The sequence below is a fragment of the Acinetobacter sp. 24-47-66 genome (genome assembly GCF_056779755.1).
Genome location: NZ_JBWYIL010000002.1, coordinates 44,169 through 70,438 on the forward strand (window position 1 = coordinate 44,169; position 26,270 = coordinate 70,438).

The window sequence follows — 26,270 nt, forward strand, 5'->3', positions numbered from 1 at the left end:
TTAAGTCCTCTTAAATATTTTTTAATCTAAACCATGTTTTCTCGAAACACGCAGGTTTTCTTTCGATCCGATGCTCTTTAAAACTCAAATGCCCAGTCTGACCTTGAATTGATATTTGATCAGGATTCTTCGTTTTCAACATCAAATCCGCCAAACGCCAAACATCTTGACCGAAGGCATTGAGACGTTGGAATGCAGCAGTATTTTCTGTTGTTTGATTAGGTTTTTTTAAAAATTGAACCATGACTGGAACATCACAGAATTTAGTTCCCTTCGGAATATCCATATTATGATCAATAGCAAAAGCCTGAACATACAAACGTTTTGAAGGCTTATTCTTCAATGAGTTGATCCACGCCATACTGCCTAAAAGCAACACACCTTCATTTGACTTTATATCAGGCAATTGTTGGACTAGAGAAAATTTACCATGAAAATTTTTAAACACGGCATTTACAAAGCTTAAGCTCTCAGACTCAGTACCAGACTCACGCAATATATAGAGATGTTGAACTCGATCCTTTTCAATCTGTTTAATTAAAACTTGAGCATCATCAGTTTTCGATAAACTAAACTGCCACACTTTTGCATGCTTAGAAGGAACTTCATTCAGTGCTAAAACAGGAATTTTAAGCGGTTCTTTCATTATTGCTTCGACATCCTGTCTGGCTAATGGACCAATAATAAGTTTGGTGTTTTGACTGACTTGCGTCTTTAGGATCTCTTTTAATCGTTTTTGATCCGAATTGACATATTTGATTGGCATTTCACTTTTAGACTTTTGATAAGCCTCATCAATACCATTTTTAATACTATTACTTGCTCGCACCATAGGGCCTGAATCAGGTAAAATAACCAATACTTCCGCTTGGGCTTGGAAAATCATTCCACATAAGCCAATACCAATGAATTCTTTTTTTATTCTTAATAGATCCAACATGGAGAAACCTTATGAGTGCTCAGTTATTTGTTGTAGCGACGCCAATTGGGCACTTAGATGACATGACTTATCGAGCAATTGATGTTTTAAAGTCTGTCTCTCTTATCGCGGCAGAAGACACACGTCAGTCCGCTCTTTTAATGAAACACTATAATATCTCAACTCCGCTTACAGCGTGCCATGATCACAATGAAAGTAACAAAATTGATATAATTATCGATAAGTTAAAAAATGGTGAAAATGTTGCACTCGTCAGTGATGCAGGTACACCATTGATTAGTGATCCTGGTTTTAAATTGGTTCGTGCAGCTCAGGAGCATGGTATTCGTGTCGTTCCTGTTCCAGGTGCATGTGCAGCTATTGCAGCATTAAGCGCTGTAGGTCTACCCAGTGATCACTTTAGTTTTGAAGGATTTCTATCTTCGAAACAATCACAACGTCTTATTCAATTAAATAAACTGAAAGACAACACGCATACCATGATCATCTATGAGGCACCACATCGAATCCTAGACTCTGTAACGGATATGGTCTCTGTGTTCGGGGCTGACCGTGAAGTCGGGTTTGCACGTGAAATTACCAAAACCTTCGAAACAATCAAAAAAATGACCCTTGGAGATTTACAATCATTTATTGCAAATGATCATCACCAGCAAAAAGGTGAAATTGTACTGGTCATTGCTGGAGCAGCCACTGAAAAAGACATGCAGCAAGAAGAATTAGACAAATTACTCAATCGTTTATTGCAAGATTTATCTGTAAAAGCAGCATCTCAACTTGCAGCTGATCTCACCGGAATCAAAAAGAAAGTCGCATATCAACGCGCGCTAGAGCTCAGTGGTGCGAATGATTAAGCAAAATAAAAAAAGCACCATATTGATGGTGCTTTTTTTATTAATCTTTTATTGATTCATCAGGTGGAACTTCAGTAATACGACCACCACGTGCTAGAAAAGCAGCAACTTCATCTTCCAGTGCCTGACGTTGTTTGAGTTTAGCTGTCACTGTTAATGTTTCAGCTTCAGCGACATCGGCATCAGATACAGTAACGTCACTTACGGCCGCACCTTTTTCTGCTGCTTGTGATTCATTTTCGTCTACAACACTGTCTTCGTTGTCATCAAAATCATTTGCGTCTGTCATTTCAAACTCCCCATCAATGTTTTCACGCACCTGATTGGAACGTGCTTTGATTTTTAGAGAAATGTATCAAGCTCTTTATCGTTCGCATAGTATCTAAAGCACCTCATTTGTATATTTTTTAATCATATTGGTAAAAAAATATATAATGATGATTCTTTTTAGATCAGATTTCAATTCACTTGATATCTTGTATTACTGAGCTGACTCAAACCATTCGCTTGCGACATAAACGCCGATTTTAACGCACTGATATTTTCAACTTGTTTCAAACCAAAGTTTCTCGCCCAAACAATAGGAAAAACAGGAGCAGATTCCATCCACCCAATCATAGACATACTATGCATCATGGCATCGTTTTGAAATTTACGGCGATGCTCATATTTCAATAAAGTTTGCTCATGAGCCCAAACGCCACGTGCGTAGTCCGAAAGTAGCGCATCGCATAGAATTGCTGCATCAAGACAACCAATATTCACCCCCTGACCAGCAAGTGGATGAATAACATGGGCTGCATCACCAATTAGCGCTAAGCCATCTTTAATATAACGTTGAGCAGCTCGTGCTTTCAGTGGGAATTTTGCTCGAGGCGTTGCGGCTAATACTTTGCCCAACATATGATGACTCTCTCGTGTCAGTAATTGTACAAAATCTTCATCTGAGAGTGACGCAAATTCGTCTACATAATCATCTGGTAAAGTCCATACAATGGATTGCCAATGACCATATTCTTGATCTTCTAAACTTGCCATTGGGAGAAAAGCCAGTGGCCCTGTTTCTAAGAAAATTTGACTCGCAACATGTTGATGCGCTTGTTCCGTCTTGATCGCGCAGCTAATACCCGCCTGATGATAATCCAAAACATCCAAATCAATCATGGCTTGTTCACGTACGAATGAGTTTGCACCATCCGCACCAATTAAAAGTTTCGTTTTCAATCGAGTTTGATCAGCGAGATGAAGAATCCAACAGCCATTTCCTTGCTCAATATGTTTCACTTGAATCTGAGTACGGTAATCATCAATCTGGTCGATCATCATGCTCTGAATCGCAAGGTTCAAGATACTTGGTTCGACCATTGAACCTAATATTTGTGCTTGATCAGGTTTAGAATGCGCTGATGTTCCAAAATTGATTTCACCAAAGCCATTTTTGTTCCACACCTGCATTCCCGTGTAGGGTTGTTGACGAGCCAACTTATCCCATACATCAACATGCTTAAGCAAATGAATAGTGGCTTGACTCAATGCAAGTACACGAGGATTCAATGATTTTAAGGTCTTCTCGTGATCCAATATCGGTGCTGCATCAAGTACAGTCGCTTGAACTCCACCTTTAGCCAGCAATAAAGCAGCTAATCCTCCGACTAAACCACCGCCCACAATCACGACATCTAAAATAGCATCATTCATGCTTTTAACCCCATTGCATAATTGGCAACGAGTGGCTTAATACCTGGAATATTTTCAAAGCACATTAGACCTGTATTTCGCACAAATTTTAGGATTGGATTTTGATTACTAAAGCCTCGCACCACAGAATCACAAAACTTAATCACACGTTGCTGATCTTTGAGTCGAGATTTTTCATACTCTTTCAGTACAGCAGCTTCACCTAAATCGGCATTTTTGATGACTTGTTGTTTTAAATAACGGGTCAATACATATGCATCACGCATACACAAATTAAAACCCTGACCTGCGACTGGATGAATGGTATGAGCAGCATTACCCATAAGTACAACACGCCCTACTGCTTGTTTTTCAGACAAAACTTGAGATAAAGGAAAACTAAATCTACGTCCAGTTTTCTCAAATTTTCCAGCTCGATCGCCATACGTTTTTTGAAGAGCATCTAAAAAATGCTGATCATTTTCATCACCTAACCACTCTCCCTCAGTGCCTTTAGGCACTGGCCAAACAACAGAGCGACGGTATTCACCAGGTAAAGGCAACAATGCTAAAGGACCAAGTGGGCTGAAACGTTCAAAACCGACATGGGAGTGAGGTTTGGATGTCTGCACTGTAGTGACAATCGCCACTTGATCATAATCATGCACTGATGCACCGACACCGAGTGCTTTTCGACAGAAAGAATCACGTCCATCTGCTGCTATGACTAATTTGGATTTAAACTGCAAATGTTCATTCGCTTTTGATGCTTCGAGATAAGCTAAATGTTCATCCTGTTTAAGTGACGTCACTTGAACACCATCAATTAACTCAATGAGTGGATTTTTTTTGACTTCTGATAACAATACTCGTCCAAGCCATGCATTCTCAATCACTTGACCAAAGCTTTCTACTTTCTCTTGAGCCGCGATTAAACGTGCCTTACCGAAACTTCCTTCTTCTGTGATATTTACTTCTAAAATAGGCGTTGCATATTGTTGCAGTGAATCCCAAATTCCCAATTCTTGATAAATTTGCACGCTTCGACGTGACAGCGCACTATTACGGGCATCAAAACTTGAATGATATGGTGCAAGGTTAGCATCATCATAGTTAGGATAGCTGATCGCCTCTAACAATTTCACTGCAATGTTAGTTTTAGCCAGCATAAGAGCAAGGCTTAATCCGACCATTCCACCACCGACAATGATGACTTCTTGTTGCATGTTTTGATCCTTATAAAAGCAAGCAATAGCTGTATACACATAAATTTTTAATCAAATTCATCTTACAATAAAGTTTTTACTTTTTATAATGAATTAGCGTTATTGAAGATGAAGCCATAATTCATTTTTCAATATTGAATATGACATTGAAAAAAAGCCGATGTTTCCATCGACTTTTGAGATTTGTGAAAATGGTTAACTCGCCATCAAGGCTTCGATATCTTCAATGGTTTTCACTACTTTAGCAGTCAGGTTTCTCGGTCCATCTTGAGTGACAACAATATCATCTTCAATGCGAATACCAATCCCTCTCCATTTTGGATCGACAGTTTCATCATCAGGGGCAATATATAAACCTGGTTCAATGGTCACCACCATACCTTCTTGATATGTTCGCCATTCTCCATCGACTTTATATGCCCCTACGTCATGAACATCCATGCCTAACCAGTGACCGGTTCCATGCATATAAAATTGACGATAGGCTTCTGTCTCAATGATTTCATCGAGATCACCCTGCATGATTCCAAGATTAAGCAAGCCTTGCACTAAAATACGAACAGCAACGTAGTGTGGCTCTTTGTAAGAGTTACCAATTCTAACCGCATCTATTGCAGCGATTTGAGCATCAAGCACTATATTATAAAGCGCCTTTTGTTCAGGATTAAATTTACCATTTACTGGAAATGTCCGAGTGATATCTGACGCGTAAAATTCATATTCACAAGCTGCATCTATTAAAACTAAATCGCCGTCATTAAGTTGTTTGTTATTTTCAACATAGTGCAATATACAAGCATTTTCTCCACCACCCACAATACTGTTATACGATGGTACACAACCATTTTTACCAAAAATATAATTCAGTTCCGCTTCTAAAGCATATTCCATCATTCCTGGTCGTACAGATTTCATCGCTTGCGTATGTGCTTGAGCAGAAATATCAGATGCGATTTGCATTAACTCTATTTCTTTTGGCTCTTTGTGTAGACGCATCTCATCTAAAATTGTATCTAACTGAATCAATTGTGTAGGTGCAGCGGTACCACGTCGGCTTTCACCACTTGCTTCTGCAATCCATTTTGTAATTTTTGCATCAAAACTGGCTTGTTGACCAATTCTATAAAATAATCTTTCTTTTCCTTGAAGCTTTGCGATGATTTCTTCGTCTAGTAGATCAATCGCATAAGCTTCATCTGCCTCATAGTCATCGACTGCACCATCAATCCCTGCACGGTAACCTGTCCAGATTTCCATCTCTCGATTGCGTTCACGACAAAATAAACTGTAAGTATAACCTTCTTCTTCAGTATCAAATGTTTCAATTACAGCAACTGCTTCAGGCTCTGCAAATCCCGTTAGATAAAAAAAGCTACTATCAGCGCGATATTTATAATCAGCATCACGATTTCTAAACATTTCTTCACGTGTTGCAATAATTGCAATGCTTCTTAGGCCTATTTCAGCGGCTAATTGATCACGTCGTTTTTGAAAATCTGATTGAGTAAGTTTCATATCTTTTCTGCAGCTTAGGCTATTTAATTTAAGAAAATACAGTACTACTTATATGTTAAGTAGTACTCTTGATTAAATGTAATCAACTTGGTCGATGAGGTGTAAACATCTCAACGACACTTTGCTCATTTTTTTTCGAAATTGTTGGTTTTACATGTTTCAGTAATGAGCTTTCTTCAACAGCAATCTTGGTTCGTCCAACAGATAAACTCACTGGAATTAATCGAACAAATTCATAAAGTTCTTGATAGCTAATTTCACCTTCTTCATCATTATCAGAATCTTCAAACTCTACTGCTGCAATATCTTGCAAGTGTTCAATCAACTCAGCTTCGTCAGTACGAATATGACCAGACGCTAATCCAAACCCCAATACTACTCCAGCACACCAATCTGCTAAAGCTTGAACACGCTCAGACAATACATGTTCATCATCAGGCAAAATGGGTAAATAATCTAATTCATCTTCTGACAAAGCATGCGAAACATCTTCAGATTCCTCAGCAAGTAAATTGAGTGCAGCAGGTTCTAATTGAGGCACATTCAATGTAGACAAAATTTGTAACCACTCCTCATGAGATGGCGGTTGGGTTACACAAACAATACCTGTAAGTAAACCATGTAACTCACTTGGACTAGTAATTTCCTCAATTGAACCGAAATGTTGGTTCCAATCTGTCCAACCTGAAATATCGTCTTGCATTCGTTTTTCCAATCTCTATACTTCTGTATATATTACCTTTGATTGCGAAACTACGCGACCTCGTTATGTTAGAACAATTACAGCGTTTACAAACGCATTTAGGCACGCTTAAACATCGTTTGTCCGAAACCGAACAAATGAATAGTTCTCTTGAAGCTAAGCAGAAAGAACTTCAGGAAACTCATCAAACTCAAACTGCTCAAAAAAATAGCGTCATCACTCAAAAGCAAGAACAGATTGAAAGTCTAAATGACAAATACAATCAATTGGATGGTATTTATAAAACTTTAAATCAAGATGCTACTGCTTTAGCAGAACGTTATAGTCGTTTAGAAAAGAGTTGTACTGATTTAAAAAATAGATTTCAGGAAATCTTGGCTGAAAGGAATGAGTTGAGAGTCATCAAAGAAAAAATGTTGGCTGAACAACGTCAAGCTCAAAAAGAAATTGATGAATTGAAGGCTGAAAATCAACGTTTAATCAAAAAAAATGAACTCGCTAAAACTAAGGTTGAGCAAATCATTCAACGATTGGCCATTTTAGGTACTGATCAAGATCATCATGCCCAAGAAATCCAACAATTAGAAAATCCGGCTGAACAAAATGAGGAAGCATAATTATGTCTGAAGTCGTTACAGTCGAGTTAAGATTAATTGAACAAACATTTAGACTTTCAACCACTCAAGATCAGAAAGATGATTTACAACGTGCTGGTGATTTGCTAAATGAGAAATTTCAAGAATTTCGTAGAAAAGCACCTAACGTAGAACACAATAAGCTGGTTATCATGGTGGCTTTAGAGCTTATGCAAGAAGTTTTAACAATGAACAAATCCTTACAAGAATATTCTCATTGTGAACGCTTACTTGCAACAATCTTGGAAGACGTTGAAAAAACTGTATAAATTTGATCTAAGTTTGCACAGTCAGTTTTACTGAGTGAATTATCACGCAAATAATGGCGATACTTAGGTTTGCCAATCTCACTCATTTCGTTATACTTAATTTAACTCTGGGATGCTCGCCAGCGGGTCTATTCCCCTGCCGATACTTAAACTTATGGATTGTGTTCTGTATATTTAGAGCGTATGCCCACCCTGAGTGGGAAACCCAGCAAGTATACGTCGCGTCCACCTTGAACTCATCGGGTTCAGGGTAACGACACATGCAGCGGCATCTCCGGAGTCTTCAATTTCTCTATATTTATAATTCAACGTTTTCTTGTTTTATTTTTTCAATTCATACCATAAATTCTCAACTTACTCCTTTACTCAAAATATAAAAATTTATTGAAATAAGTCACACTATATTTTAATTTTTCAAATTAATTTATAATATTTATGCTTAATGTTATTTAATTAACTTTTTTTTAGTTTTATTCTAAATAAATATTTAAATTATATTTAACAATATAAAAATAAAGCATTTAATTTGTAAATTTGGTTAATAATGACCTAGAAACTTTTCCAGAATTTAAATTATCATTCCTCTTAATAGAAATTACATAAAAAGTATTTCATTTTAATGTCTTCTTATTGTTTAAAGACTTCATATTAATAGTCAAACATCATAAACAATGAGAATAGATTTATATTTAAAGGAAGAGAATATGTCTAAATTAGCAAAATTGGCTGGGGTTGCGAGTATTGCTGCATTACTAAGTGCATGTGGTGGTGGAAGTGACTCGAAGCTTGACACGCCAAATGGTAATTATATTAAACCAGGCGATGTGAGCTCTACATTTATACCTTTTAAAGATAAGGATTTTTTAACAAAACTTAAAGAAAAGCTTGGTTTTTCAGAATCTTTGAATGTCATGGATGATCGATTTAATCAAGCATTAGGGCATATGATTGGCGAAACATTGGGTGATGGACCCATTACTCGTACAGGTAGAGTAATTGAATTAACAGATCAAGGAACAAGTGCATTTACAATTTTGAGAAATTCAATTTGTACTGAGCTCACTAAAAGTGGAACTACTCAAACAATCAAGCTAAAAAGTGGTAATGATTCTTGTGCAACTAGTTTCGGCAAGGAAGTCGTAACATTTAAAGGAGGATCTATTTCGCTTACTGAAACATTAAGCTCTACCACAGTTGAGTTTAATAATGCGCTTTATACACCGTGGACTGATACATCTAAACTATATTTAGTCACTGGTAAAATTGTAAAAGATACAGTTGGTTCTAATGGCGCAATTTATTCTGTAAAAGATCCTTTAAAATTCCAGATTGTAGATAAAAATAACCCTAGCACTACATTGGAATATATGGGGCTACAGGATTATGAATACCGTTTTTTTGATGAACAATTACAAAGTGTGTCAAGTAAAGGTACAATCGTTGGCCAACCTAAAGATGCTAATTTTTCATATGCATTTAACTTCAGTGTAACTCAACCATTCGAAAAAGAGTGGTGGAGAATTTACCCGAAAGCAGGCGGTAAGTTAGAAATTATTGATGAGTACAATCAAAAGATTGTCGTTGAACAAACTAAAGATTATTCATCATCCGCATCAGTTCGCTTTAACTCAGGCGTGCCAACTAATGTGTCTTGGAGCGATATCGTTAAAAAGAAATAGGCATAAAGCCCCCATCTGGGGGCTTTTTTAACCATTTAATTTCATGTGTTGCGCGTTCTCTGACATTCTAAGCTGCTCATAATGCACTGGATCATATGCGCATGCACTTATCAACAAAGTAGAAGTAACTACTGCGATAAAAATTTTCATCTCACATTTACTCTTAACCTAGATGTGAGTAATTTAAAGCATGGCTAAAGACAAATAAAACCGATTAAAATTATAAAAACAATCTATTTTTTAGATTATTAGTTACTCATCTTGAAGCGCACACTCATAATTCTTAGGATCATCACTACATCGTATCTTTTTAAGTATAGACATCATTTCAGGATGATAATGCCCTTCTTTCATCATCTGAATTCTAGCTTCGCGCATAATTTTCAAATATCCAGGTTTCTCAGCATCTCTTATATTCATCCAAAATTTAGGATCAATTTTAGATTCAGTTTGATCAATAAACCTATAAGCCGGTGTTAATTGCTTGGAAATAATCTCCCTTGCTATAGGCCCCATTCCAGCAGGAAATTTATTTCGATGCATAATCAATGTACCCGTTACTTGAACGAGTGGAAAACGAATAATTGCGCCTCGTACCTCGCCCTTGCTTGTCATTCCACGATAGAGTTCTAAAGGTTCAAATAAGATTGCAGGCGCTGCGATAATATCAACTTCCTTATTGTTGAATTTCCCGCCTACCGAAGTTAAATCCACTGTAACTGGTTGAGCACCAACATTTTGGACTAATTTTTTTTGGGTTGCGTCAAAACTCATTACAGCGACTTTTTTCCCAGCCGCTTTAGATAAAGTATCAATTTTACGATCATTTACCATTATATAAGCAGCACCTAAAGGCACAATACCAACAACCTCATAATCCTTATTGACCATTTTCGAGTCAAATTCAGGTCTTGCTAACAGCTGAATCACTTTAGTCAGTTGTTTATAGTTTTGAACTGCACCTATTGCATCAATACTTCCAACAAAAGAGTTGAATTGCTTGGCACGTAAATTACTTATTCCAGCACCATCACAACGTTTACTTCTAAAGTCTTCAGTTAAAACCCGTTCATCTGTATAGACTTTTAAATTAACTTCAGTGGATGTTTTTTGCTTTAATTTTGGATAATTCAAATCTATCTGCATTTGTAGCTTAGCCGTACGATTGACAGTCATTTGCACGCCGAAATCTTGAGCAACTTTAGCAATTCGTGGTAATTCACTCATATAGCTCGTCGCTTGCTCAAATGCTTCACCATGAGCACCGCTCGGTGAATACACACATAAGGTGACTTGTTTCGGAATCTGTTGCCAAACTTTTGGATCATTCAGTAGTTTTTTTATTTTATTCACAGAATGGCTGGACAGTGATAAATCCAACTTAGATCTAGTTTGAGCATTTACATGATTTGTGATTAGACCAGAAAGACTAATTACTGTCGTGAGCATAACCATACGATAAGCATGCTTGCTCTTTTTAAATAGAATACCGTATTTTTTATTTTTCATTATCGTTCCCTTTTCTATTTTTTATGATCAGACCTTAATTGATCCGATAGAGTTCAGCTTATCGGCTTCAATTTAAAATTAAATTGACCCTAATCTTTTATTTGTTACACCTAGAGTAAATGAAAAATATACTATCGAAAATATTCAAATCAGGTTGATTAAATCTGAGTAAAAATCGATAAACTACTTACCTTACACATGCACTTAGATTGGTATAGTTTGAAATGCAGTTGCAAACACAACTTTTAAGAAAAACTCTACGCTCTCGTAGAAGACAACTCTCAATTTTTACGCAACGACGTTCTGCTTTTCAGGTTTTGTCAAAAATCCAATCTCACTCTAAATTTAAATCTGCACAAAAAATTGGGATTTATTTAGATGCATTCGGTGAAGTTCAAACACATATCCTAATCATGCATTGCTTTTCGAAGCATAAAGTCGTTTATCTCCCAAAAGTCTCCAGACTTGATTCAACTTTAAAATGGGTTCCAATTTCAAAGCATCAATATCTAAATAAACGTTTTACTAAACATAAATTAGGCATGTATGAGCCTATGCATAGATTGGGGCAAAATGTAAAACAAATTGATTTACTGTTGATGCCCCTAGTAGCCTGTGATTATCATGGAACACGTATGGGTATGGGAGGTGGCTTTTATGATAGAACTTTAAAGCATGCGAGCAATCAACCCTATCGCATCGGTTTAGCGCATGACTTTCAATTAATCTTAGATCCTTTAAAGCGCCAACCTTGGGATCAGCCATTAGATGAGTTAATCACCCCTAGAAAACGATTAAAATTCAAACGAAGAATATTAATTCACCCTAAATCCAACTGAATTTATCAAGATTAGTAGAAATAAATCGAATTTTATCGATTTTCACCCTTGTATTTTTTAAATTACACATCACTATAAAAATATGGCAACACCGTTGTCACTCATTAGGAGTGCTCATGACTGATATTATTATGAATGAAGAAAACTTAGAACTTCAGACCCCTAGCGTGTTACCGCTATTAGCTTTGCGTGATGTTGTGGTTTATCCACACATGCAAATTGCGCTTTTTGTCGGCCGTGAAAAATCGATTAAAGCAGTTGATGTAGCTCGTAACAGTGACAATTTAGTTTTTGTAGTAGCTCAACAAGATTCTCTTACAGAAGAAATTGATCACGACAATTTATATCAATACGGTACTGTCGCGAAGATTGTGCAAGTCGTAAATCATGAGAACGATGAAAACTGCATTAAGGTTTTAATCGAGGGTATTTATCGCTCTAAATTGATTAATATTTACGATCAAAACGATTATTTAGAAGCTGAGCACAGCCTTAGCCCAATGACGATCCGTATGGAATCGGCAACTCAACAAACTCGCCTCGAAGAATTACGTGGTCTTTTCAGCCAATACGCTGAAGCAAAACTACGTAATGCGCGTGAGTTAATTAATGCTGCAAATAAAATCGATGATTTATTGCAACTCATGTTCTTCGTCGCAACACGCGTGCCGTTAAATATCGAAGTGAAACAAAAATTCCTCGAACACGATGAATTTGAAGCTCATTTACAAGAGTTAATGACTTATTTGCTTCAACAGTCTGAAGAACAACAGATTGAGCAAAATTTACATGACAATGTAAAACGTCAAATGGAAAAGAATCAGCGCGAATATTTTCTAAATGAAAAAATGAAAGTTATTCAGCGTGAACTTTCTGACATGAATGGCGGTGCTGAAGATGATATCGCAGAGATTGAAAAACGTTTAGCTGAAGCTGATCTTCCTGAGCATGTTCGTAAAAAAGCAGAAGGTGAATTCCGTAAGCTCAAAGCAATGCAGCCTGCATCGAGTGAAGCTGCGGTCGTTCGAAATTACATCGAAACTATTTTAGATACACCATGGAATAAGGCGAGCAAAGTAAGTATTAATCTTGCTAAAGCTCAAGATATTCTTGATGCTGATCATTATGGTTTGGATGAAGTTAAAGAGCGTATCGTTGAATATCTCGCTGTTCAATCACGTGTAAAAAAACTACGTGGACCAGTATTGTGTCTCGTAGGTCCTCCTGGTGTAGGTAAAACCTCATTAGGTGAGTCTGTAGCTAAAGCAACAGGTCGCGAATTCGTTCGAATGGCACTTGGTGGTGTTCGTGATGAGGCTGAGATTCGTGGACATCGCAGAACTTATATTGGTGCGATGCCAGGTAAGATTGTGCAATCACTTTCTAAAGTCGGTGTAAAAAACCCTTTATTCCTACTCGATGAAATTGACAAAATGGCTCAAGATCATCGTGGTGATCCTGCATCTGCCTTGTTAGAAGTGCTTGATCCTTCACAGAATCACAAATTCAACGATCACTATCTCGATCTTGATCTTGATTTATCTGAAGTCATGTTTATTTGTACTGCAAACAGTATGAATATACCTGAAGCTTTGTTAGATCGTATGGAGGTCATTCGCCTTCCTGGTTATACAGAGGAAGAGAAAATCAATATTGCTGAGCGTTACTTAGTACCTAAAGCAATCAAGAATAATGGCTTACGTGCTAAGGAATTAAGTGTACACGAAGAAGCAATTCGAGATATCGTACAACGCTATACACGTGAAGCTGGTGTTCGAAGTTTAGAGCGTGAAGTCTCTAAAATCGCACGTAAAGTGGTTAAAGAAGCGGTTAGTAAAAAAGCGAAAAATCTTCAAATTGAAGTTAATTCGGCAAATCTACCTGACTACTTAGGGCCGCATAAATTCGATTTTGGTATGGCGGAAGAAGAAGCTCAAGTCGGTCGTGTTAATGGTCTAGCTTGGACTTCAGTTGGTGGTGAACTACTGACAATTGAAGTTGCAGCAATGAAAGGTAAAGGCAAATTTGTAACCACTGGTTCTTTAGGTGATGTTATGAAGGAGTCTATTACTGCAGCGATGACCGTAGTGCGTACACGAGCTGATGCTTTGGGTATCGATTCTACTCGCTTTGAAGAAACCGATATTCACGTGCACTTACCTGAAGGCGCTACGCCTAAAGATGGTCCTTCAGCTGGTCTTGCTTTGACGACAGCATTAGTTTCAGCGTTTACTGGCATTGCGATTCGACCTGATATTGCAATGACTGGTGAAACTAGCTTGAGTGGCCGTGCAATGCGTATTGGTGGTTTAAAGGAAAAATTACTGGCTGCACATCGTGGCGGTGTAAAAATGGTCTTTATTCCACAGGAAAATGCACGTGATTTAGTCGAAATTCCTGATAATGTGAAAGAAGGTTTAGATATCAAAGTTGTAAAATCAATTGATGAAATTTTACCACTAGCATTAACCTCTATGCCTAAACCATTAGTAAAAACACCCATTGTGAAAGCAGTTGACGAATCAAAATCTGCACGACACTAATCGGTCTTTTAAGTGAAGAAAGAGAGCTTAGGCTCTCTTTTTTATAAGATGTCAATGGATGCAAAATTAACAACCCATTATGTTTTAACTTTTGAATTTATAAATTCATCACTTTGAAATGTATAATATCGTGAAACTTCTAGTGACACATTTTCATGAAAATTCGTATCTTGACCATTGGTCAAAAAATGCCAGCATGGGTTCTTACTGGTTTTGAAGATTATTTCAAAAGAATTCAACCTTTTGTACAAACTCAAATTGTTGAGCTTCCTATGGCGAAACGCGGAAAGAATGACTCTGAAGCTGATATTTTAAAATACCGTAATATCGAAGGCGATAGCATTTTAAATGCACTGAAAGGAAATGAACTTTTAATTGCACTTGAAGTGGGAGGAAAAGAGTTTAGTACAGAAAAATTAGCTGAAACCATGAAAGGTTGGATGCTTGAAGGGAATGATGTTGTACTCGCGATTGGTGGACCTGATGGACATTCTGATGCAGTTCGTAAAGCTGCTGCTTGGCACTGGTCTTTATCTAAATTAACGCTACCCCACCCTATGGTTCGCATTCTGTTGATTGAACAACTTTACCGTGCCATGAGCATTAATCATAACCATCCGTACCATCGTGCTGGATAATCGTTCCGAATTTGCAACATGATGTTCAAATTTAAATGGTTACTCTGACTTCTAAAATTTGCGATGATCACCTCATACACCTAAGAATGGAACCAACCTCATGACTATTCAAACGCTACCTGGCTTATTCATCTCACATGGCTCTCCAATGCTGGCTTTGAATCCTGAACAGGTTGGTCCAGCTTTACATCGCTTGAGTCTCAATTTGCCCAAACCTAGAGCGATAATCGTCATGTCTGCACATTGGGAAAGCAATGCACTCGAAGTAAGTACGGGGGCTAGACCTGAAACATGGCACGATTTTCGAGGTTTCCCAGATGAACTGTATGAAATTCGCTATCCTGCCCCTGGTGCTCCAGATGTTGCTGAACAAGTTTTAAATTTATTCGCTGAGGCACAAATTACTGCACATGCCAATAGTACACGACCTCGTGATCATGGCGTATGGATGCCTTTATTACATATGTATCCAGAAGCTGATATCCCCGTAGTCGAAATCTCTTTACCCATGACGATGTCTGCTGAAGCGATATTTAAAATTGGTCAAGCTCTCGCTCCATTAAGAGATCAGCAAATATTATTAATTGGCTCGGGAAGCATTACTCATAATTTAAGAGAGCTTGCTTGGCATGGTGAAACGAGTGAAGTTCCAGAATGGGCATCAACTTTTAGAAACTACGTGGTGCAGCAGCTCACTCATTCGGATTATCCTGCTATTTTAGCGTGGAATACGATTCCTTTTGTTCATCGTAACCACCCTACGATAGAACACTTTGCACCTTTATTTTTCTCTATGGGCACTGGTGATCGTTTTAGCATTGTACATAGTAGTTTTACCATGGGTGCTTTAGGAATGGATATTTATCGCTTTGATTGAGAGAAAATAAAATATCATTTTTTAAATGACCATCACGAAATAATCATCGATCAATGGATACATTTTGATACTGAAAAGTGCAGAATGTATCCATAATTTTTTAGATCTCCTGCGTTATCCTTCCTCGGATCAATACAATTTAGAAAACTTGTTATGAAATTAAAATTAATTGCCTTGGCTATTTTGCCTATCACACTTGCTGCGTGTCAGACTTCCGATCTACAAAAAGCTGGGGATTTAGCTGTGTCTGTGCTTCAACAACAAAATGCTGATCAAACTCTCTCTGCATACCAATGGCAAGCCAATCCACAAAATGCGCCTCAACCAATCACTTTAAACTTCACCACTGATAAAAAACTTTCAATTCATACGAGCTGCAATACTTTATTTGGCGGGTTTGAGCTAAAAAACAATACTATCGTAGCTGCTCAACTTGCATCTACCATGAAGGGATGTAATGGTTTGGCTGCCGAACAAGAACGCTTTGCTGGAAATCTATTTTCCCAAGCTGCTGTTCCTTTCGTGCTTAATTTAAATGATCGTGATAATCCAACGTTGACTTTGGTACAGCCGAATGGTGAAAAGATTATCTTCACGGGTAAAATGACACCTGAAACCAAATACAAAACTCAAGGTGAAACCATATTTCTTGAAATTTCGCCAGAAACTAAACAATGTACAGGTGTAGCTCCCCAAACTTGTCTACAAGTCAGAGAAATAAAATACAACGATAGTGGTATTAAAACGCAAGTCGATAAAGACTGGACTTTATTCTACGATCAAATTGAAGGTTTTTCTCATAGTCCGAATGAACGTCAAATCATTCGTGTAAAACGCTATGAAATCAAAAATCCTGCTGCAGATCAGTCTAAGTATGCTTATATTTTTGATATGGCTGTAGAGCGAGAAGCTGTAAAAGGTTCTCTATAAATAATAAAAAACCGAGGCTAAGCCTCGGTTTTTTATTCTTGAATATATTCTTAGAATACACCCTGAGCTAACATCGCATCAGCAACTTTTACGAAACCAGCAATGTTCGCACCATCTACGTAATTCACAGTACCATCTTCTTGAGTACCAAATTTTACGCAGTTACGGTGAATTTCTTTCATGATTGCATGTAAACGCTCATCTACTTCTTCGAAAGACCAACCTAAACGAAGCGCATTTTGAGACATTTCAAGACCAGAAGTTGCAACACCACCTGCATTGGATGCCTTACCTGGAGCATAAAGAATTTTTGCTTCAACGAATTTTTCAACTGCTGCAAGTGTAGAAGGCATATTTGCACCTTCAGCTACGCAAATCACACCATTTTCAAGCAATTTATCCGCATCATCAGCATCTAATTCATTTTGTGTTGCACATGGAAGTGCGATATCACACTTAATACCCCAAGGACGTTGCCCTTCAAGATATTCAAAGCCATGTTTCGCTGCAAACTCTGAGATACGACCACGTTGAACGTTTTTAAGCTCCATTACTTCAGCTAAAAGCTCTGGAGTTAAACCATCTTTAATGTATACAGTACCAGCTGAATCTGAAAGTGAAACAACTTTTGCGCCCAAATACATTGCTTTGTCAGCAGCAAACTGTGCAACGTTACCCGAACCAGAAATTGTAACTACCTTGTCTTTGAAACTGTCGTTACGAGTCTTAAGCATTTCCTCAGCGAAATACACTGTACCGTAACCAGTTGCTTCAGGGCGCGCTAGTGAACCACCAAAAGTTAAACCCTTACCTGTAAATACGCATGAAGTGTCATTGCTGAGCTTCTTCATCATACCCGCCATGTAACCAACTTCGCGGCCACCAACACCAATATCACCCGCAGGAATATCTGTGTCAGAACCTAAGTGACGGTATAACTCGATCATGAGTGCTTGGCAGAAACGCATGATTTCGCCTTCTGATTTACCTTTAGGGTCAAAATCAGAACCACCTTTACCACCACCCATTGGTAGTGTAGTTAACGCATTTTTGAAAGTCTGTTCAAAACCTAAGAATTTTAGGATTGAAAGGTTCACTGAAGGGTGGAAACGCATACCACCTTTGAATGGACCAATTGCTGAGTTGTACTGAACACGGAACGCACGGTTAACGTGTGTTTGACCTTGATCATCAACCCAAGAAACGCGGAATTGAATCGCACGTTCAGGTTCAACTAAACGTTCTAATAAACCATGAGCTGCATACTTAGGGTTCTTTTCAATAAAAGGCCATAAGCTTGTCATCACCTCTTCAACAGCTTGAAGAAATTCTGGTTGATGTGCATCACGTGTTTTAACGTAGTCTAGGAAGTCGTTAAGGCTGTTGTATTTCAACGCTTAATCCTCAGCAGAAAATGGATCAAAATTGGTCAAAATTTCAATATATTGATAAGTTTTGGCGCAAAGTATTAAATATCTTTTACAGGCACTGTACAATAGTTTTCATAATTTTTTTTAATATTTTTTTAATTTCAATTACTTAATTATAGTATTTAATAATTTTAAATTATCAAATTCATTACTTTTAATTATGTATTGATGCTTATTCAGCGCTTTTATTGCGCAATAAATGACCCATAACAGCGCACCCCAAACTAATACTAATCATGTTAAAATCATTCATATTTCGCACCTATGATCGATCTCCTTTTCGCTTGATTAAGTTTTAACGTACATGCACGCACAAATCTCATTGATACAACAAGTTGATGCTTTCCTACCTCAAACCCAATGTGGCCTATGTGGCCACCGTGATGGTTGTTTACCTTATGCTAAAGCTATTGTAGAAGGAGAAGACGCAAATAAATGTGTACCTGGCGGTCAACCTGTTGCTGACGCAATTGCTCACGTACTGAATCGCCCTAAGCTTAAAGCTGAAGAAAGCGTTTGGCCAATTCAGTCTGATGGTCGTCCACAGCGTATGAAAGCAATCATACGTGAAGACGAGTGTATTGGTTGCACTAAATGCATCAGTGCTTGCCCTGTTGATGCCATTATTGGATCAGGAAAATTAATGCATACTGTGTTAACTGATCTTTGCACTGGATGCGAATTATGTATTCCTCCTTGTCCAGTCGACTGTATCGATCTCGTTGAAGATTTACAGCCCATACCAAATGAGCAAGCCCGCATCCTAGAACAAAACGATCTTAGAAATCGATATTATGCTCATATTCAACGTGAGGAAAATCGCAGACTTCATCGCAAAGGTCCTGTCGTTAAAGCTGAAATTGATACTGCACTTTTTGCTCAATTTTCAAAACAATTACAATCCGTACCTACTATTCAAACAATAGAAAAAACAGCACTTCATAAGACATTAGATGCAAAATCTACAATCGAACTTGCCAAATTACGTACACAAATTAAAAAGCTTGAAAAACAACTTTCTTTACGTGAGAGCCTCGATAAGCGAGAGCAACTCAATACTTTATATGAAAAACTCAATTCAATTGAGGGTGTTTAAATGACCGTTAAAACACCTAAGACAGTAAAAAACATGACAAAAAAGCAAATTCAAATTTTTTTTGAAAGATTAAGAGCTCAACGCCCAAACCCTAAAACAGAGCTGAATTATTCTTCACCCTTTGAATTGTTAGTTGCAGTGACATTATCAGCACAAGCCACTGATGTAAGCGTAAATAAGGCCACAGATAAGCTTTTCCCTGTAGCAAACACACCTGAAGCAATCTATGCCTTAGGTGTAGAAGGATTAAAATCTTATATTAAAACGATAGGTCTCTATAACTCTAAAGCTGAAAATGTCATCAAAGCTTGTGAAATATTGATTAAACAACACAATAGTATTGTTCCTAACAACCGTGCTGATTTAGAAGCACTTCCAGGCGTAGGTCGAAAAACTGCAAATGTGGTATTGAATACGGCTTTTGGTCAACCAACCATGGCAGTTGATACCCACATCTTTCGATTAGGTAATCGTACTGGACTTGCTGTAGGAAAAAATGTACTCGAAGTTGAACACCGTCTAGTGAAAGTGATTCCAAAAGAGTTTATTGTAGACGCTCATCATTGGTTAATTTTACATGGACGTTATTGCTGTATTGCGCGGAAGCCAAAGTGCAACGAGTGTGTTGTAAGTGATGTGTGCAATTGGCCTGAACGTTTCGAATATGGAGCGATAAGACAGATCGATTTAAAACAGATTTAACGATCAATAGATTTTTTTTGATCTTTTTTCTCTTTATCTAATTTCATCTGTTTTTGACTATCGCGAAGTAATTTAAAACTTATAAATACCAAAAAAGACAATACTGCCAAGCATGCAAGCATCAATAAAATAATGGCAATATTTTGCACTTGTTTACCTTCACATCATAAAAAAAGAAGCCCTAATATGACTTAGGGCTTCTTTTTTGTCAAAGCTGAATAATGATTATTTAGTTTGATCTAAAATTGCAAAAAGTTCTTTTTGAACTTCTTCAATAGGACGAAGTCCATTCAGCTTATCATACGTTGGCGCATTTTCACCTGAAGCTGCACGCCCTTGGTAAAAGCCAACCAATTGTTCAGTTTCAGTATGATATGAACCTAAGCGCTTACGAATTGTTTCTTCTTGGTCATCTGGACGCTGAACTAAATCTTCACCAGTTTCATCATCTTTGCCTTCCACTTTTGGTGGGTTGTAGACGATATGATAAACACGACCTGATGCTGGATGTTGGCGACGACCCGATAAGCGTTTAACGATTTCTTCATCAGGCACATCAATTTCGATCACGTGATCAATATCAATGCCTTCTTTTTCCAAAGCTTCAGCTTGAGGAATCGTACGAGGGAAACCATCAAAGATACAACCATTTGCACAATCTGGTTGTGCAATACGCTCTTTAACCAGACCAATAATCAGTTCGTCAGAAACTAGACCACCATTGTCCATTACAGATTTTGCCTGTAGACCGAGTTCAGTTCCTTCACGAATTGCAGCACGGAGCATATCACCGGTTGAAATTTGTGGGACATTGTAGCGCTTGCAGATCAACTGAGCTTGAGTACCTTTACCTGCTCCAGGTGGTCCGAGTAATATAATGCGCATAAATAAACATCCTCATTTTAACTATATCGACGATACTTGGTTAATGTCTTTGGTAGGCACCAATCCAGCATCTATTTATAAGAAAGCCACAAATAAATGAATCAGACCCGCGAAGAAACCTGTTACCCCACCTAGCACAATTAAGATCCATTCGTCTTCCTGGAATGCAGGACGTAATAGATTTTGAAACTCGCGCGGCGTTAATTCACGGATACGTTCTTTAAACATTTGATAGATTTTCTGTGCACGGCTCGCATTAAAAGCTGGGTCGCATACAGGCACCATCGTAATTTCAATTGAGCGATCGATCAAGTCTGTCTTGAGTTTTGCATACTCTTTTGGACCTAAAGACAGCTGTAATGATGTACGAACCAATGGTGTTTCCATGATTTCATTGATATGACGTTTGACAATACGGCGTGTTTTGTCTTTTTTTCCACCATACATCATTTCCATCATAATAGATTTCAATGTAATCAAATCTTCAGTCACTACACGGGCAAATACATCTGATACTTCTTCTTGGCGCTTCATAAACGCACCTTGAATATTATAAGAACCAATGCGTGGAGTAACAGGTTTTATCCAAGGGAATTTACGATCTTGAGTTAACTCAAAGAATTGTGGATAACGAATATAATGTGGCTCAACTGGATTAAATACCATCCAAATTGCAATCCAATTCGTTAAAAAGCCCCAAATTGCTGCCCAGAATGGTACGGTCCAATGCCAAGGCACGACAAACCAAACGATCATTTGGAAGATACCGAAGAACATACCGATTAATGCACTGATATGCCAAATGAAATTAATTTCTTTTTGACCCACTTTTAAGAACATATTAACCATCAATTGACGGTCGCCTTCCATTTGACTCACTACCATCGCACGCATATCCACGAGCGACTCAACATTTAAAGTTAATTCAGTTACGAGCTCTTTCAAAACATTTGGAAGTTGCTTATGTGCTTGCGCATAAATACGTCGCTTGATTGAGTAAGGTAAGTTTTCCCATAGAACCGCATTGCGATCCATCATCACTTCATCAATTAAGTGCTCTAACTCAAAGCCAACCTGTTCACCAATGATACGAGCAGTATCCTCGGGATCCATCGCATCTAAGAACTCTCGTAAGGAGCCAAGTTTTGATAGTGTATTGTCGGTAATAATACCCGATATACGTCCTGCCTTACGTGGAACAATTCCTTGCCATCCCACCGGAAGCGGACCTAAGTGAAAACCCCAAAACTTAATTGGATAAAACACCATCTTGAGTGCCATCCAGACGTGAGCCCAAGTCACAAATGCGGTTACTGGGATAATACTCAGTACTGCATAAAAATCAGGTCGATTGACGAAGGCTTGCCACAAATCACTCACATATCCAAACATTCATGACTCTCATATTCATATATCTAATTGCAGTCGAACTTGAGGTATAAAACCATAAAGCTTTCTAAAATCCTACACTTAAGGTGTAGGCAAACTGTAGTTCTGGTTTAGTTTCAAAAATCACTTGGTTTCCTTGCGTGATTTCCTCTCCTGCTTTTATCCCTACACTAAATGTACTAATTCTTTCTTTATTCAGCATGACATAAGATAAATCTATACCACCACCGAGTTGAGATTCCTTTTCACCATTGACTGTTTTTGATTTTAGATGACCAGCAAATGCACCTAAATAAAATCCATTTAAGTCCTTAGTTCCGAGAATTATTGGGTAACGAAAACCGACTTGAGCACCCACATCGTGGTCGTCATTTAAGAAAGCGCCAAGCTTTCCGTATCCAATACCGTATGGAGTGACGTATTCTAAATTCCCATGCGCTAACCGTTGTGTAACACCAGCACCCACATTTATTTTAGAAAATTGTTCTGGTTTCAATTTTGCTTCAGGATAAAACGATGAAAAATCTGCGTATGCTAAATTCCCTACCCACATCATGACAGCAAAGGAAACGATTTTTCTCATTATTTTCTCCATTCTCTCAAACTGAGAACAATATTATTATTCATCCATAGTGCTTCGACTTTAACAGAATAATTTTCGTTCTTATATACAACAAGCTTTAAAATTAGTGTCTATTTGGTCAAATTTTAATTTTTATAACATACGAACTATTTATTAATTTTTCAAATTTTATAGTCAATCTGAGTTAAAATACTTTGATATAAAGTCAGCTTTTACCCGCAAAAAAGTAAAGATCTATGAAGCAGCAGTTCCCACTGAAGAATGTACAACAAGAAAAGCGAATTTTTCGTAGTCGAGTGGTGTTTGCTATTTGCGTGGTAATCTTTTTTTTACTTGTTCTATTGTCTCGATATGCTTATTTGCAAATTGTGCATTACGACCAATTTAAAGATGCATCGGACAAAAACCGAATTCGTTTACAACCGATTTCCCCTGCCCGCGGTTATATTTTTGATCGTAACGGCATTCTATTGGCTGACAATTATCCAGTTTTTACGGCTACATTAAGTAAAGCGGATGTGCCTGATATTGAAGACACGGTAGAACGCCTTAGAAAGATTATTGACTTGAGCGAAGAAGACATCGAACGCTTCATGAGTCGTGTGAAAACCGCAAAAAAGACTGAACGTGTAACGCTTAAACTAAACTTAACTGAAACAGATATCGCTAAATTTAGTGAAGTAAAGTTTAAATTTCCTGGTGTTTCTATTGAAACCCAAATGACGCGTTATTACCCGCATGGTGAATTATTTGCCCATGTTATTGGGTATGTCGGTCGTATTAACGATAAAGAACTCAAAAGCATTGATAAAGATGCTTACGCAGGTACAAACCTGATCGGTAAAATTGGTGTAGAAAAATTTTATGAAGACCTGTTGCATGGCTCACCTGGCTTTGAGTCTATTGAGACAGATGCTTTCGGTAATGTCTTACGGAAATTAGGGCGTAAAGATTCTGTACGCGGTAATGACCTCTATTTATCACTTGATTATGGTCTCCAAACAGTAGCTGCTGAGCAACTTGCGGGGCGTCGTGGTGCAATTGTTGCAATGGATCCACGTACAGGTGAAATTTTGGCACTCGTTTCGAGTCCAAGTTTCAACCCAAATTTATTCGTGACTGGTATCAGTCATACAGACTATAGTGCGCTGCGTGACAATTTAGATCAGCCGTTGTATAACCGCGCAGTTCAAGGGACTTATCCACCAGGTTCTACCATTAAGCCTATGGCTGCATTAGGGGGTATTCACTACGGTATTGTCGATTGGTCAACTGCTATTTCAGATCCAGGTTATTTCCACTTACCAGGAGATTCTCACAAATTCCGCGACTGGAAAAAAATGGGGCATGGTGTAGTCAATATGCACAAGTCCATTGTTGTCTCATGTGATACTTACTATTACGTTCTTTCTTACCAGATGGGGATCGATCGTATGAACACATGGATGCGTCAGTTTGGATTTGGTGAGAAAACGGGTGTAGACCTTCCTAGCGAAAGTACAGGATTGTATCCTTCGCCAGAATGGAAAATGCGTACTCGCAATTCTAAATGGCTCAAAGGGGAAACAATCTCAGTCAGTATTGGGCAAGGTGCGTTCACTTCTACCCCCTTGCAACTTGCGATGGCAACTGCAATTACTGCAAATCATGGCGCCCATGTTACACCGCATGTATTACGTGAAACCAAAGGAACAAAGCAATTCAAAGTCCACAATGCACCAGATTATAAAATTGCCTTCAATGGTACTGATGAAGATTGGATTAAGATGCGTGATGCCATGGTGGATGTGATCCAATCTGGAACAGGTAAAGGGATTCGTGGTGGACTGCAATATCAAATTGCGGGTAAAACAGGTACCGCTCAGGTCAAGAGTATTGCGCAAGGTAAAAAGTATAACGAAGCTTTATTAACTGAACGTCAACTCGATCACGGCTTATTTGTAGGCTTCGCCCCTGCCGACAACCCAGAAATAGCGATTGCAGTGATATGGGAAAATGGTCGTGGAGGTTCAGGAGCAACCGCGCTCGCACGTCCTGTATTAGATTATTGGTTACTCCATCGTGATCGTAAGCCAATAAAGCCGATGAATCATGTTGTCAGCGGCGGCTTAATGACAGCAGGCATTAAGCCTGGTGAATTACCTAGCGGATCTAGTAATTTATCAGCCGATCCAAATGCACTTCCTCGTGAACTCCAAACATCACGTAACAGCAACAGTGCAACGAATGCAACGAATGCAACGAATGCAAACACTGACACTCAACGTAACACGAGTCAATAAATGAAAAATCAACTCCGCATCATTGGTGGTGAATGGAAACGCCGTGTATTACCTTTTGCCACTATTGAGGGTTTAAGACCAACACCAGATCGTGTACGCGAAACTTTATTTAATTGGTTAATGTGGGATATTCAACAAGCGCAGGTGCTAGATGTTTGCGCTGGATCTGGTGCATTAGGTTTTGAAGCGCTATCTCGAGGGGCAGCTCATGTCACGATGATCGAACCTAATTTAGAGCAAAATAAATTTTTAAAATCAAACTTAGCGCTTTTAAATGTGAATAATGCAAAACTGATTCAAAGCACTGCCCAAATCGCGCTAAAACAACTCTCAAACAATCAATTCGATGTAGTTTTTTTAGATCCTCCCTATAGTTTAAATCTTTGGGAGGAGTTGGCTTCATTGATTGACCCAAAACTCAAAACAGATGCATTTATTTATGTCGAAGCCGATCAACCATTGTCATCACTTAATCTACCTTCTTCATGGCACCTCATAAAAGAAACCAAAGCTGGAACAGTTAAATCAGGCCTTTATCGAAAAATAGATTAGACATTTAAAATGTCTGATTCCAAAAAATCCGAATCAATCTGCCTCGATCGTAGGGAAACGAGGATAAAAACTCGTACCCTATCGTTTGATTCTGTTTCAGCAAATACTCAACACCATATCCAAACGTAATGCTTAATTGTTCCAGATTTGATAAGTCAAAATGACCTGTATCAAGTTTATTCTTCAATTCATTCCGATCAAAAGCTGTGAAATTAAAAAACTTAATACGTTCGGATTGAAAAATTGAATGCGTCAATACATCAAATCTCGAATATTCTTTCTCATTTAATTCTGCAATCTTGGTCTGTTCACTATTTAAATCTTCTATGGCAGGCTCATAGTGAAGTTCTTGCTGAGCTTCAAAAAAATTAAAAATGAGATTTTGATCTTTCGTATTTTCATCATGATCCAAGGAGTTCGCGTGAACAGCAGAAATAGAAAAAATCATCAAAGCTTGTAAATAAAGTTTAAAATTTTGAATCATATTAATTTTACGTTTCTATATCTTATTATTATG

The 26,270-nt window shown here is 38.0% G+C and carries 26 protein-coding genes and 1 other RNA gene; 14 read left to right on the plus strand and 13 right to left on the minus strand.

The genetic code is table 11. The features are described from left to right. Positions 1–10: 10 nt before the first annotated feature. On the minus strand, positions 11–940 hold the full coding sequence (locus AC1M84_RS02515) for a penicillin-binding protein activator (protein WP_481594366.1): 930 nt from the start codon (positions 938–940) through the stop codon (positions 11–13). Between the two features lie 11 nt (positions 941–951). Between AC1M84_RS02515 and rsmI the strand changes: the two genes are divergently transcribed. Continuing rightward, entirely contained in the window at positions 952–1,794 is an 843-nt protein-coding gene (rsmI, locus tag AC1M84_RS02520) for a 16S rRNA (cytidine(1402)-2'-O)-methyltransferase (RefSeq protein WP_481588939.1), read from the plus strand. Between the two features lie 40 nt (positions 1,795–1,834). On the opposite strand, the gene AC1M84_RS02525 is transcribed toward rsmI, so the two are convergent. The 5 genes from AC1M84_RS02525 to AC1M84_RS02545 form a co-directional block, all read right to left on the minus strand. Then, on the minus strand, positions 1,835–2,083 hold the full coding sequence (locus AC1M84_RS02525; RefSeq protein ID WP_035269751.1) for a hypothetical protein: 249 nt from the start codon (positions 2,081–2,083) through the stop codon (positions 1,835–1,837). A 170-nt stretch (positions 2,084–2,253) separates the two neighbouring features. Then, complete coding sequence (locus AC1M84_RS02530) at positions 2,254–3,492, minus strand: FAD-dependent monooxygenase (RefSeq protein ID WP_481594367.1); 1,239 nt, start codon at positions 3,490–3,492, stop codon at positions 2,254–2,256. Beyond that, the gene (locus AC1M84_RS02535) at positions 3,489–4,697 is read right to left on the minus strand and encodes an FAD-dependent monooxygenase (RefSeq protein WP_481594368.1); all 1,209 of its coding nucleotides are present in this window, start codon (positions 4,695–4,697) and stop codon (positions 3,489–3,491) included. The genes AC1M84_RS02530 and AC1M84_RS02535 overlap by 4 nt, the downstream gene beginning before the upstream one ends. Positions 4,698–4,892: 195 nt before the next feature. After that, the gene (gene pepP / locus AC1M84_RS02540; protein ID WP_481594369.1) at positions 4,893–6,212 is read right to left on the minus strand and encodes a Xaa-Pro aminopeptidase; all 1,320 of its coding nucleotides are present in this window, start codon (positions 6,210–6,212) and stop codon (positions 4,893–4,895) included. An 82-nt stretch (positions 6,213–6,294) separates the two neighbouring features. Beyond that, entirely contained in the window at positions 6,295–6,915 is a 621-nt protein-coding gene (locus AC1M84_RS02545; RefSeq protein ID WP_481593061.1) for a UPF0149 family protein, read from the minus strand. Between the two features lie 65 nt (positions 6,916–6,980). On the opposite strand from AC1M84_RS02545, the gene AC1M84_RS02550 reads away from it, so the two are divergent. The 4 genes from AC1M84_RS02550 (at position 6,981) to AC1M84_RS02565 (ending at position 9,498) form a co-directional block, all read left to right on the plus strand. Beyond that, positions 6,981–7,532: a hypothetical protein gene (locus tag AC1M84_RS02550; protein WP_035269763.1), complete on the plus strand. Its 552-nt coding sequence runs from the start codon at positions 6,981–6,983 to the stop codon at positions 7,530–7,532. Between the two features lie 2 nt (positions 7,533–7,534). Continuing rightward, a complete protein-coding gene (locus AC1M84_RS02555; RefSeq protein ID WP_092766816.1) occupies positions 7,535–7,819 on the plus strand; it encodes a cell division protein ZapA in 285 nt (94 codons plus the stop codon). A 101-nt stretch (positions 7,820–7,920) separates the two neighbouring features. Beyond that, a non-coding RNA gene (ssrS, locus tag AC1M84_RS02560) (6S RNA) lies at positions 7,921–8,104 on the plus strand. Between the two features lie 419 nt (positions 8,105–8,523). After that, the gene (locus AC1M84_RS02565; protein ID WP_481593063.1) at positions 8,524–9,498 is read left to right on the plus strand and encodes a hypothetical protein; all 975 of its coding nucleotides are present in this window, start codon (positions 8,524–8,526) and stop codon (positions 9,496–9,498) included. A 252-nt stretch (positions 9,499–9,750) separates the two neighbouring features. Here AC1M84_RS02565 and AC1M84_RS02570 read toward each other — a convergent pair whose 3' ends face one another. Beyond that, positions 9,751–11,007 carry a putative solute-binding protein gene (locus AC1M84_RS02570; protein ID WP_481594370.1) on the minus strand — a complete coding sequence of 419 codons (1,257 nt, stop codon included), beginning with the start codon at positions 11,005–11,007 and terminating at the stop codon, positions 9,751–9,753. A 224-nt stretch (positions 11,008–11,231) separates the two neighbouring features. Here AC1M84_RS02570 and AC1M84_RS02575 point away from each other — a divergent pair, with 224 nt between their 5' ends. The 5 genes from AC1M84_RS02575 (at position 11,232) to AC1M84_RS02595 (ending at position 16,834) form a co-directional block, all read left to right on the plus strand. Beyond that, the gene (locus AC1M84_RS02575; protein ID WP_481593065.1) at positions 11,232–11,846 is read left to right on the plus strand and encodes a 5-formyltetrahydrofolate cyclo-ligase; all 615 of its coding nucleotides are present in this window, start codon (positions 11,232–11,234) and stop codon (positions 11,844–11,846) included. 116 nt (positions 11,847–11,962) lie between these two features. After that, positions 11,963–14,389 carry an endopeptidase La gene (gene lon, locus AC1M84_RS02580; RefSeq protein ID WP_035269773.1) on the plus strand — a complete coding sequence of 809 codons (2,427 nt, stop codon included), beginning with the start codon at positions 11,963–11,965 and terminating at the stop codon, positions 14,387–14,389. Between the two features lie 155 nt (positions 14,390–14,544). Then, on the plus strand, positions 14,545–15,027 hold the full coding sequence (rlmH, locus tag AC1M84_RS02585) for a 23S rRNA (pseudouridine(1915)-N(3))-methyltransferase RlmH (RefSeq protein WP_035268469.1): 483 nt from the start codon (positions 14,545–14,547) through the stop codon (positions 15,025–15,027). A gap of 100 nt (positions 15,028–15,127) precedes the next feature. Then, entirely contained in the window at positions 15,128–15,904 is a 777-nt protein-coding gene (locus tag AC1M84_RS02590) for a DODA-type extradiol aromatic ring-opening family dioxygenase (protein WP_481593066.1), read from the plus strand. A 153-nt stretch (positions 15,905–16,057) separates the two neighbouring features. Next, the gene (locus AC1M84_RS02595) at positions 16,058–16,834 is read left to right on the plus strand and encodes an META and DUF4377 domain-containing protein (RefSeq protein WP_035268475.1); all 777 of its coding nucleotides are present in this window, start codon (positions 16,058–16,060) and stop codon (positions 16,832–16,834) included. Positions 16,835–16,884: 50 nt separating this feature from the next. On the opposite strand, the gene gdhA is transcribed toward AC1M84_RS02595, so the two are convergent. After that, positions 16,885–18,228, minus strand: coding sequence for an NADP-specific glutamate dehydrogenase (gene gdhA, locus AC1M84_RS02600; protein WP_481593067.1), 1,344 nt, complete (start codon positions 18,226–18,228; stop codon positions 16,885–16,887). 340 nt (positions 18,229–18,568) lie between these two features. Between gdhA and AC1M84_RS02605 the strand changes: the two genes are divergently transcribed. Both AC1M84_RS02605 and nth read left to right on the plus strand, forming a co-directional pair. Beyond that, on the plus strand, positions 18,569–19,360 hold the full coding sequence (locus AC1M84_RS02605; protein WP_481593068.1) for an RnfABCDGE type electron transport complex subunit B: 792 nt from the start codon (positions 18,569–18,571) through the stop codon (positions 19,358–19,360). Next, entirely contained in the window at positions 19,361–20,062 is a 702-nt protein-coding gene (gene nth, locus AC1M84_RS02610) for an endonuclease III (protein ID WP_481593069.1), read from the plus strand. Here the strand turns inward: nth and AC1M84_RS02615 are convergent. The 4 genes from AC1M84_RS02615 to AC1M84_RS02630 form a co-directional block, all read right to left on the minus strand. Next, on the minus strand, positions 20,059–20,211 hold the full coding sequence (locus tag AC1M84_RS02615; RefSeq protein WP_481593070.1) for a hypothetical protein: 153 nt from the start codon (positions 20,209–20,211) through the stop codon (positions 20,059–20,061). The genes nth and AC1M84_RS02615 overlap by 4 nt on opposite strands. Positions 20,212–20,287: 76 nt before the next feature. Next, positions 20,288–20,947 carry an adenylate kinase gene (gene adk, locus AC1M84_RS02620; protein WP_035268488.1) on the minus strand — a complete coding sequence of 220 codons (660 nt, stop codon included), beginning with the start codon at positions 20,945–20,947 and terminating at the stop codon, positions 20,288–20,290. 75 nt (positions 20,948–21,022) lie between these two features. Further along, entirely contained in the window at positions 21,023–22,339 is a 1,317-nt protein-coding gene (locus AC1M84_RS02625; protein ID WP_481594371.1) for a hypothetical protein, read from the minus strand. Between the two features lie 64 nt (positions 22,340–22,403). Continuing rightward, a complete protein-coding gene (locus AC1M84_RS02630; protein ID WP_035268492.1) occupies positions 22,404–22,919 on the minus strand; it encodes a hypothetical protein in 516 nt (171 codons plus the stop codon). 236 nt (positions 22,920–23,155) lie between these two features. Here AC1M84_RS02630 and mrdA point away from each other — a divergent pair, with 236 nt between their 5' ends. After that, complete coding sequence (gene mrdA / locus AC1M84_RS02635) at positions 23,156–25,201, plus strand: penicillin-binding protein 2 (RefSeq protein WP_481594372.1); 2,046 nt, start codon at positions 23,156–23,158, stop codon at positions 25,199–25,201. Beyond that, positions 25,202–25,753: a 16S rRNA (guanine(966)-N(2))-methyltransferase RsmD gene (gene rsmD / locus AC1M84_RS02640; RefSeq protein WP_481593072.1), complete on the plus strand. Its 552-nt coding sequence runs from the start codon at positions 25,202–25,204 to the stop codon at positions 25,751–25,753. Between the two features lie 4 nt (positions 25,754–25,757). Here rsmD and AC1M84_RS02645 read toward each other — a convergent pair whose 3' ends face one another. Beyond that, positions 25,758–26,237, minus strand: a complete 480-nt coding sequence (locus AC1M84_RS02645) for a hypothetical protein (protein WP_481594373.1) — start codon at positions 26,235–26,237, stop codon at positions 25,758–25,760. Between the last annotated feature and the right edge of the window lie 33 nt (positions 26,238–26,270).

What these genes read in the sequence shown, in the direction of transcription:
- AC1M84_RS02645 (WP_481594373.1), bottom strand. Translation starts at nt 26,237, where the DNA reads ATGATTCAAAATTTTAAACTTTATTTACAAGCTTTGATGATTTTTTCT.
- AC1M84_RS02550 (WP_035269763.1), top strand. Translation starts at nt 6,981, where the DNA reads ATGTTAGAACAATTACAGCGTTTACAAACGCATTTAGGCACGCTTAAA.
- rsmI (WP_481588939.1), top strand. Translation starts at nt 952, where the DNA reads ATGAGTGCTCAGTTATTTGTTGTAGCGACGCCAATTGGGCACTTAGAT.
- adk (WP_035268488.1), bottom strand. Translation starts at nt 20,947, where the DNA reads ATGCGCATTATATTACTCGGACCACCTGGAGCAGGTAAAGGTACTCAA.
- AC1M84_RS02590 (WP_481593066.1), top strand. Translation starts at nt 15,128, where the DNA reads ATGACTATTCAAACGCTACCTGGCTTATTCATCTCACATGGCTCTCCA.
- AC1M84_RS02535 (WP_481594368.1), bottom strand. Translation starts at nt 4,697, where the DNA reads ATGCAACAAGAAGTCATCATTGTCGGTGGTGGAATGGTCGGATTAAGC.
- pepP (WP_481594369.1), bottom strand. Translation starts at nt 6,212, where the DNA reads ATGAAACTTACTCAATCAGATTTTCAAAAACGACGTGATCAATTAGCC.
- AC1M84_RS02555 (WP_092766816.1), top strand. Translation starts at nt 7,535, where the DNA reads ATGTCTGAAGTCGTTACAGTCGAGTTAAGATTAATTGAACAAACATTT.
- rsmD (WP_481593072.1), top strand. Translation starts at nt 25,202, where the DNA reads ATGAAAAATCAACTCCGCATCATTGGTGGTGAATGGAAACGCCGTGTA.
- AC1M84_RS02530 (WP_481594367.1), bottom strand. Translation starts at nt 3,492, where the DNA reads ATGAATGATGCTATTTTAGATGTCGTGATTGTGGGCGGTGGTTTAGTC.
- AC1M84_RS02545 (WP_481593061.1), bottom strand. Translation starts at nt 6,915, where the DNA reads ATGCAAGACGATATTTCAGGTTGGACAGATTGGAACCAACATTTCGGT.
- AC1M84_RS02595 (WP_035268475.1), top strand. Translation starts at nt 16,058, where the DNA reads ATGAAATTAAAATTAATTGCCTTGGCTATTTTGCCTATCACACTTGCT.
- mrdA (WP_481594372.1), top strand. Translation starts at nt 23,156, where the DNA reads ATGAAGCAGCAGTTCCCACTGAAGAATGTACAACAAGAAAAGCGAATT.
- AC1M84_RS02515 (WP_481594366.1), bottom strand. Translation starts at nt 940, where the DNA reads ATGTTGGATCTATTAAGAATAAAAAAAGAATTCATTGGTATTGGCTTA.
- AC1M84_RS02625 (WP_481594371.1), bottom strand. Translation starts at nt 22,339, where the DNA reads ATGTTTGGATATGTGAGTGATTTGTGGCAAGCCTTCGTCAATCGACCT.
- nth (WP_481593069.1), top strand. Translation starts at nt 19,361, where the DNA reads ATGACCGTTAAAACACCTAAGACAGTAAAAAACATGACAAAAAAGCAA.
- rlmH (WP_035268469.1), top strand. Translation starts at nt 14,545, where the DNA reads ATGAAAATTCGTATCTTGACCATTGGTCAAAAAATGCCAGCATGGGTT.
- AC1M84_RS02525 (WP_035269751.1), bottom strand. Translation starts at nt 2,083, where the DNA reads ATGACAGACGCAAATGATTTTGATGACAACGAAGACAGTGTTGTAGAC.
- AC1M84_RS02570 (WP_481594370.1), bottom strand. Translation starts at nt 11,007, where the DNA reads ATGAAAAATAAAAAATACGGTATTCTATTTAAAAAGAGCAAGCATGCT.
- AC1M84_RS02575 (WP_481593065.1), top strand. Translation starts at nt 11,232, where the DNA reads ATGCAGTTGCAAACACAACTTTTAAGAAAAACTCTACGCTCTCGTAGA.
- AC1M84_RS02565 (WP_481593063.1), top strand. Translation starts at nt 8,524, where the DNA reads ATGTCTAAATTAGCAAAATTGGCTGGGGTTGCGAGTATTGCTGCATTA.
- lon (WP_035269773.1), top strand. Translation starts at nt 11,963, where the DNA reads ATGACTGATATTATTATGAATGAAGAAAACTTAGAACTTCAGACCCCT.
- AC1M84_RS02605 (WP_481593068.1), top strand. Translation starts at nt 18,569, where the DNA reads ATGCACGCACAAATCTCATTGATACAACAAGTTGATGCTTTCCTACCT.
- AC1M84_RS02630 (WP_035268492.1), bottom strand. Translation starts at nt 22,919, where the DNA reads ATGAGAAAAATCGTTTCCTTTGCTGTCATGATGTGGGTAGGGAATTTA.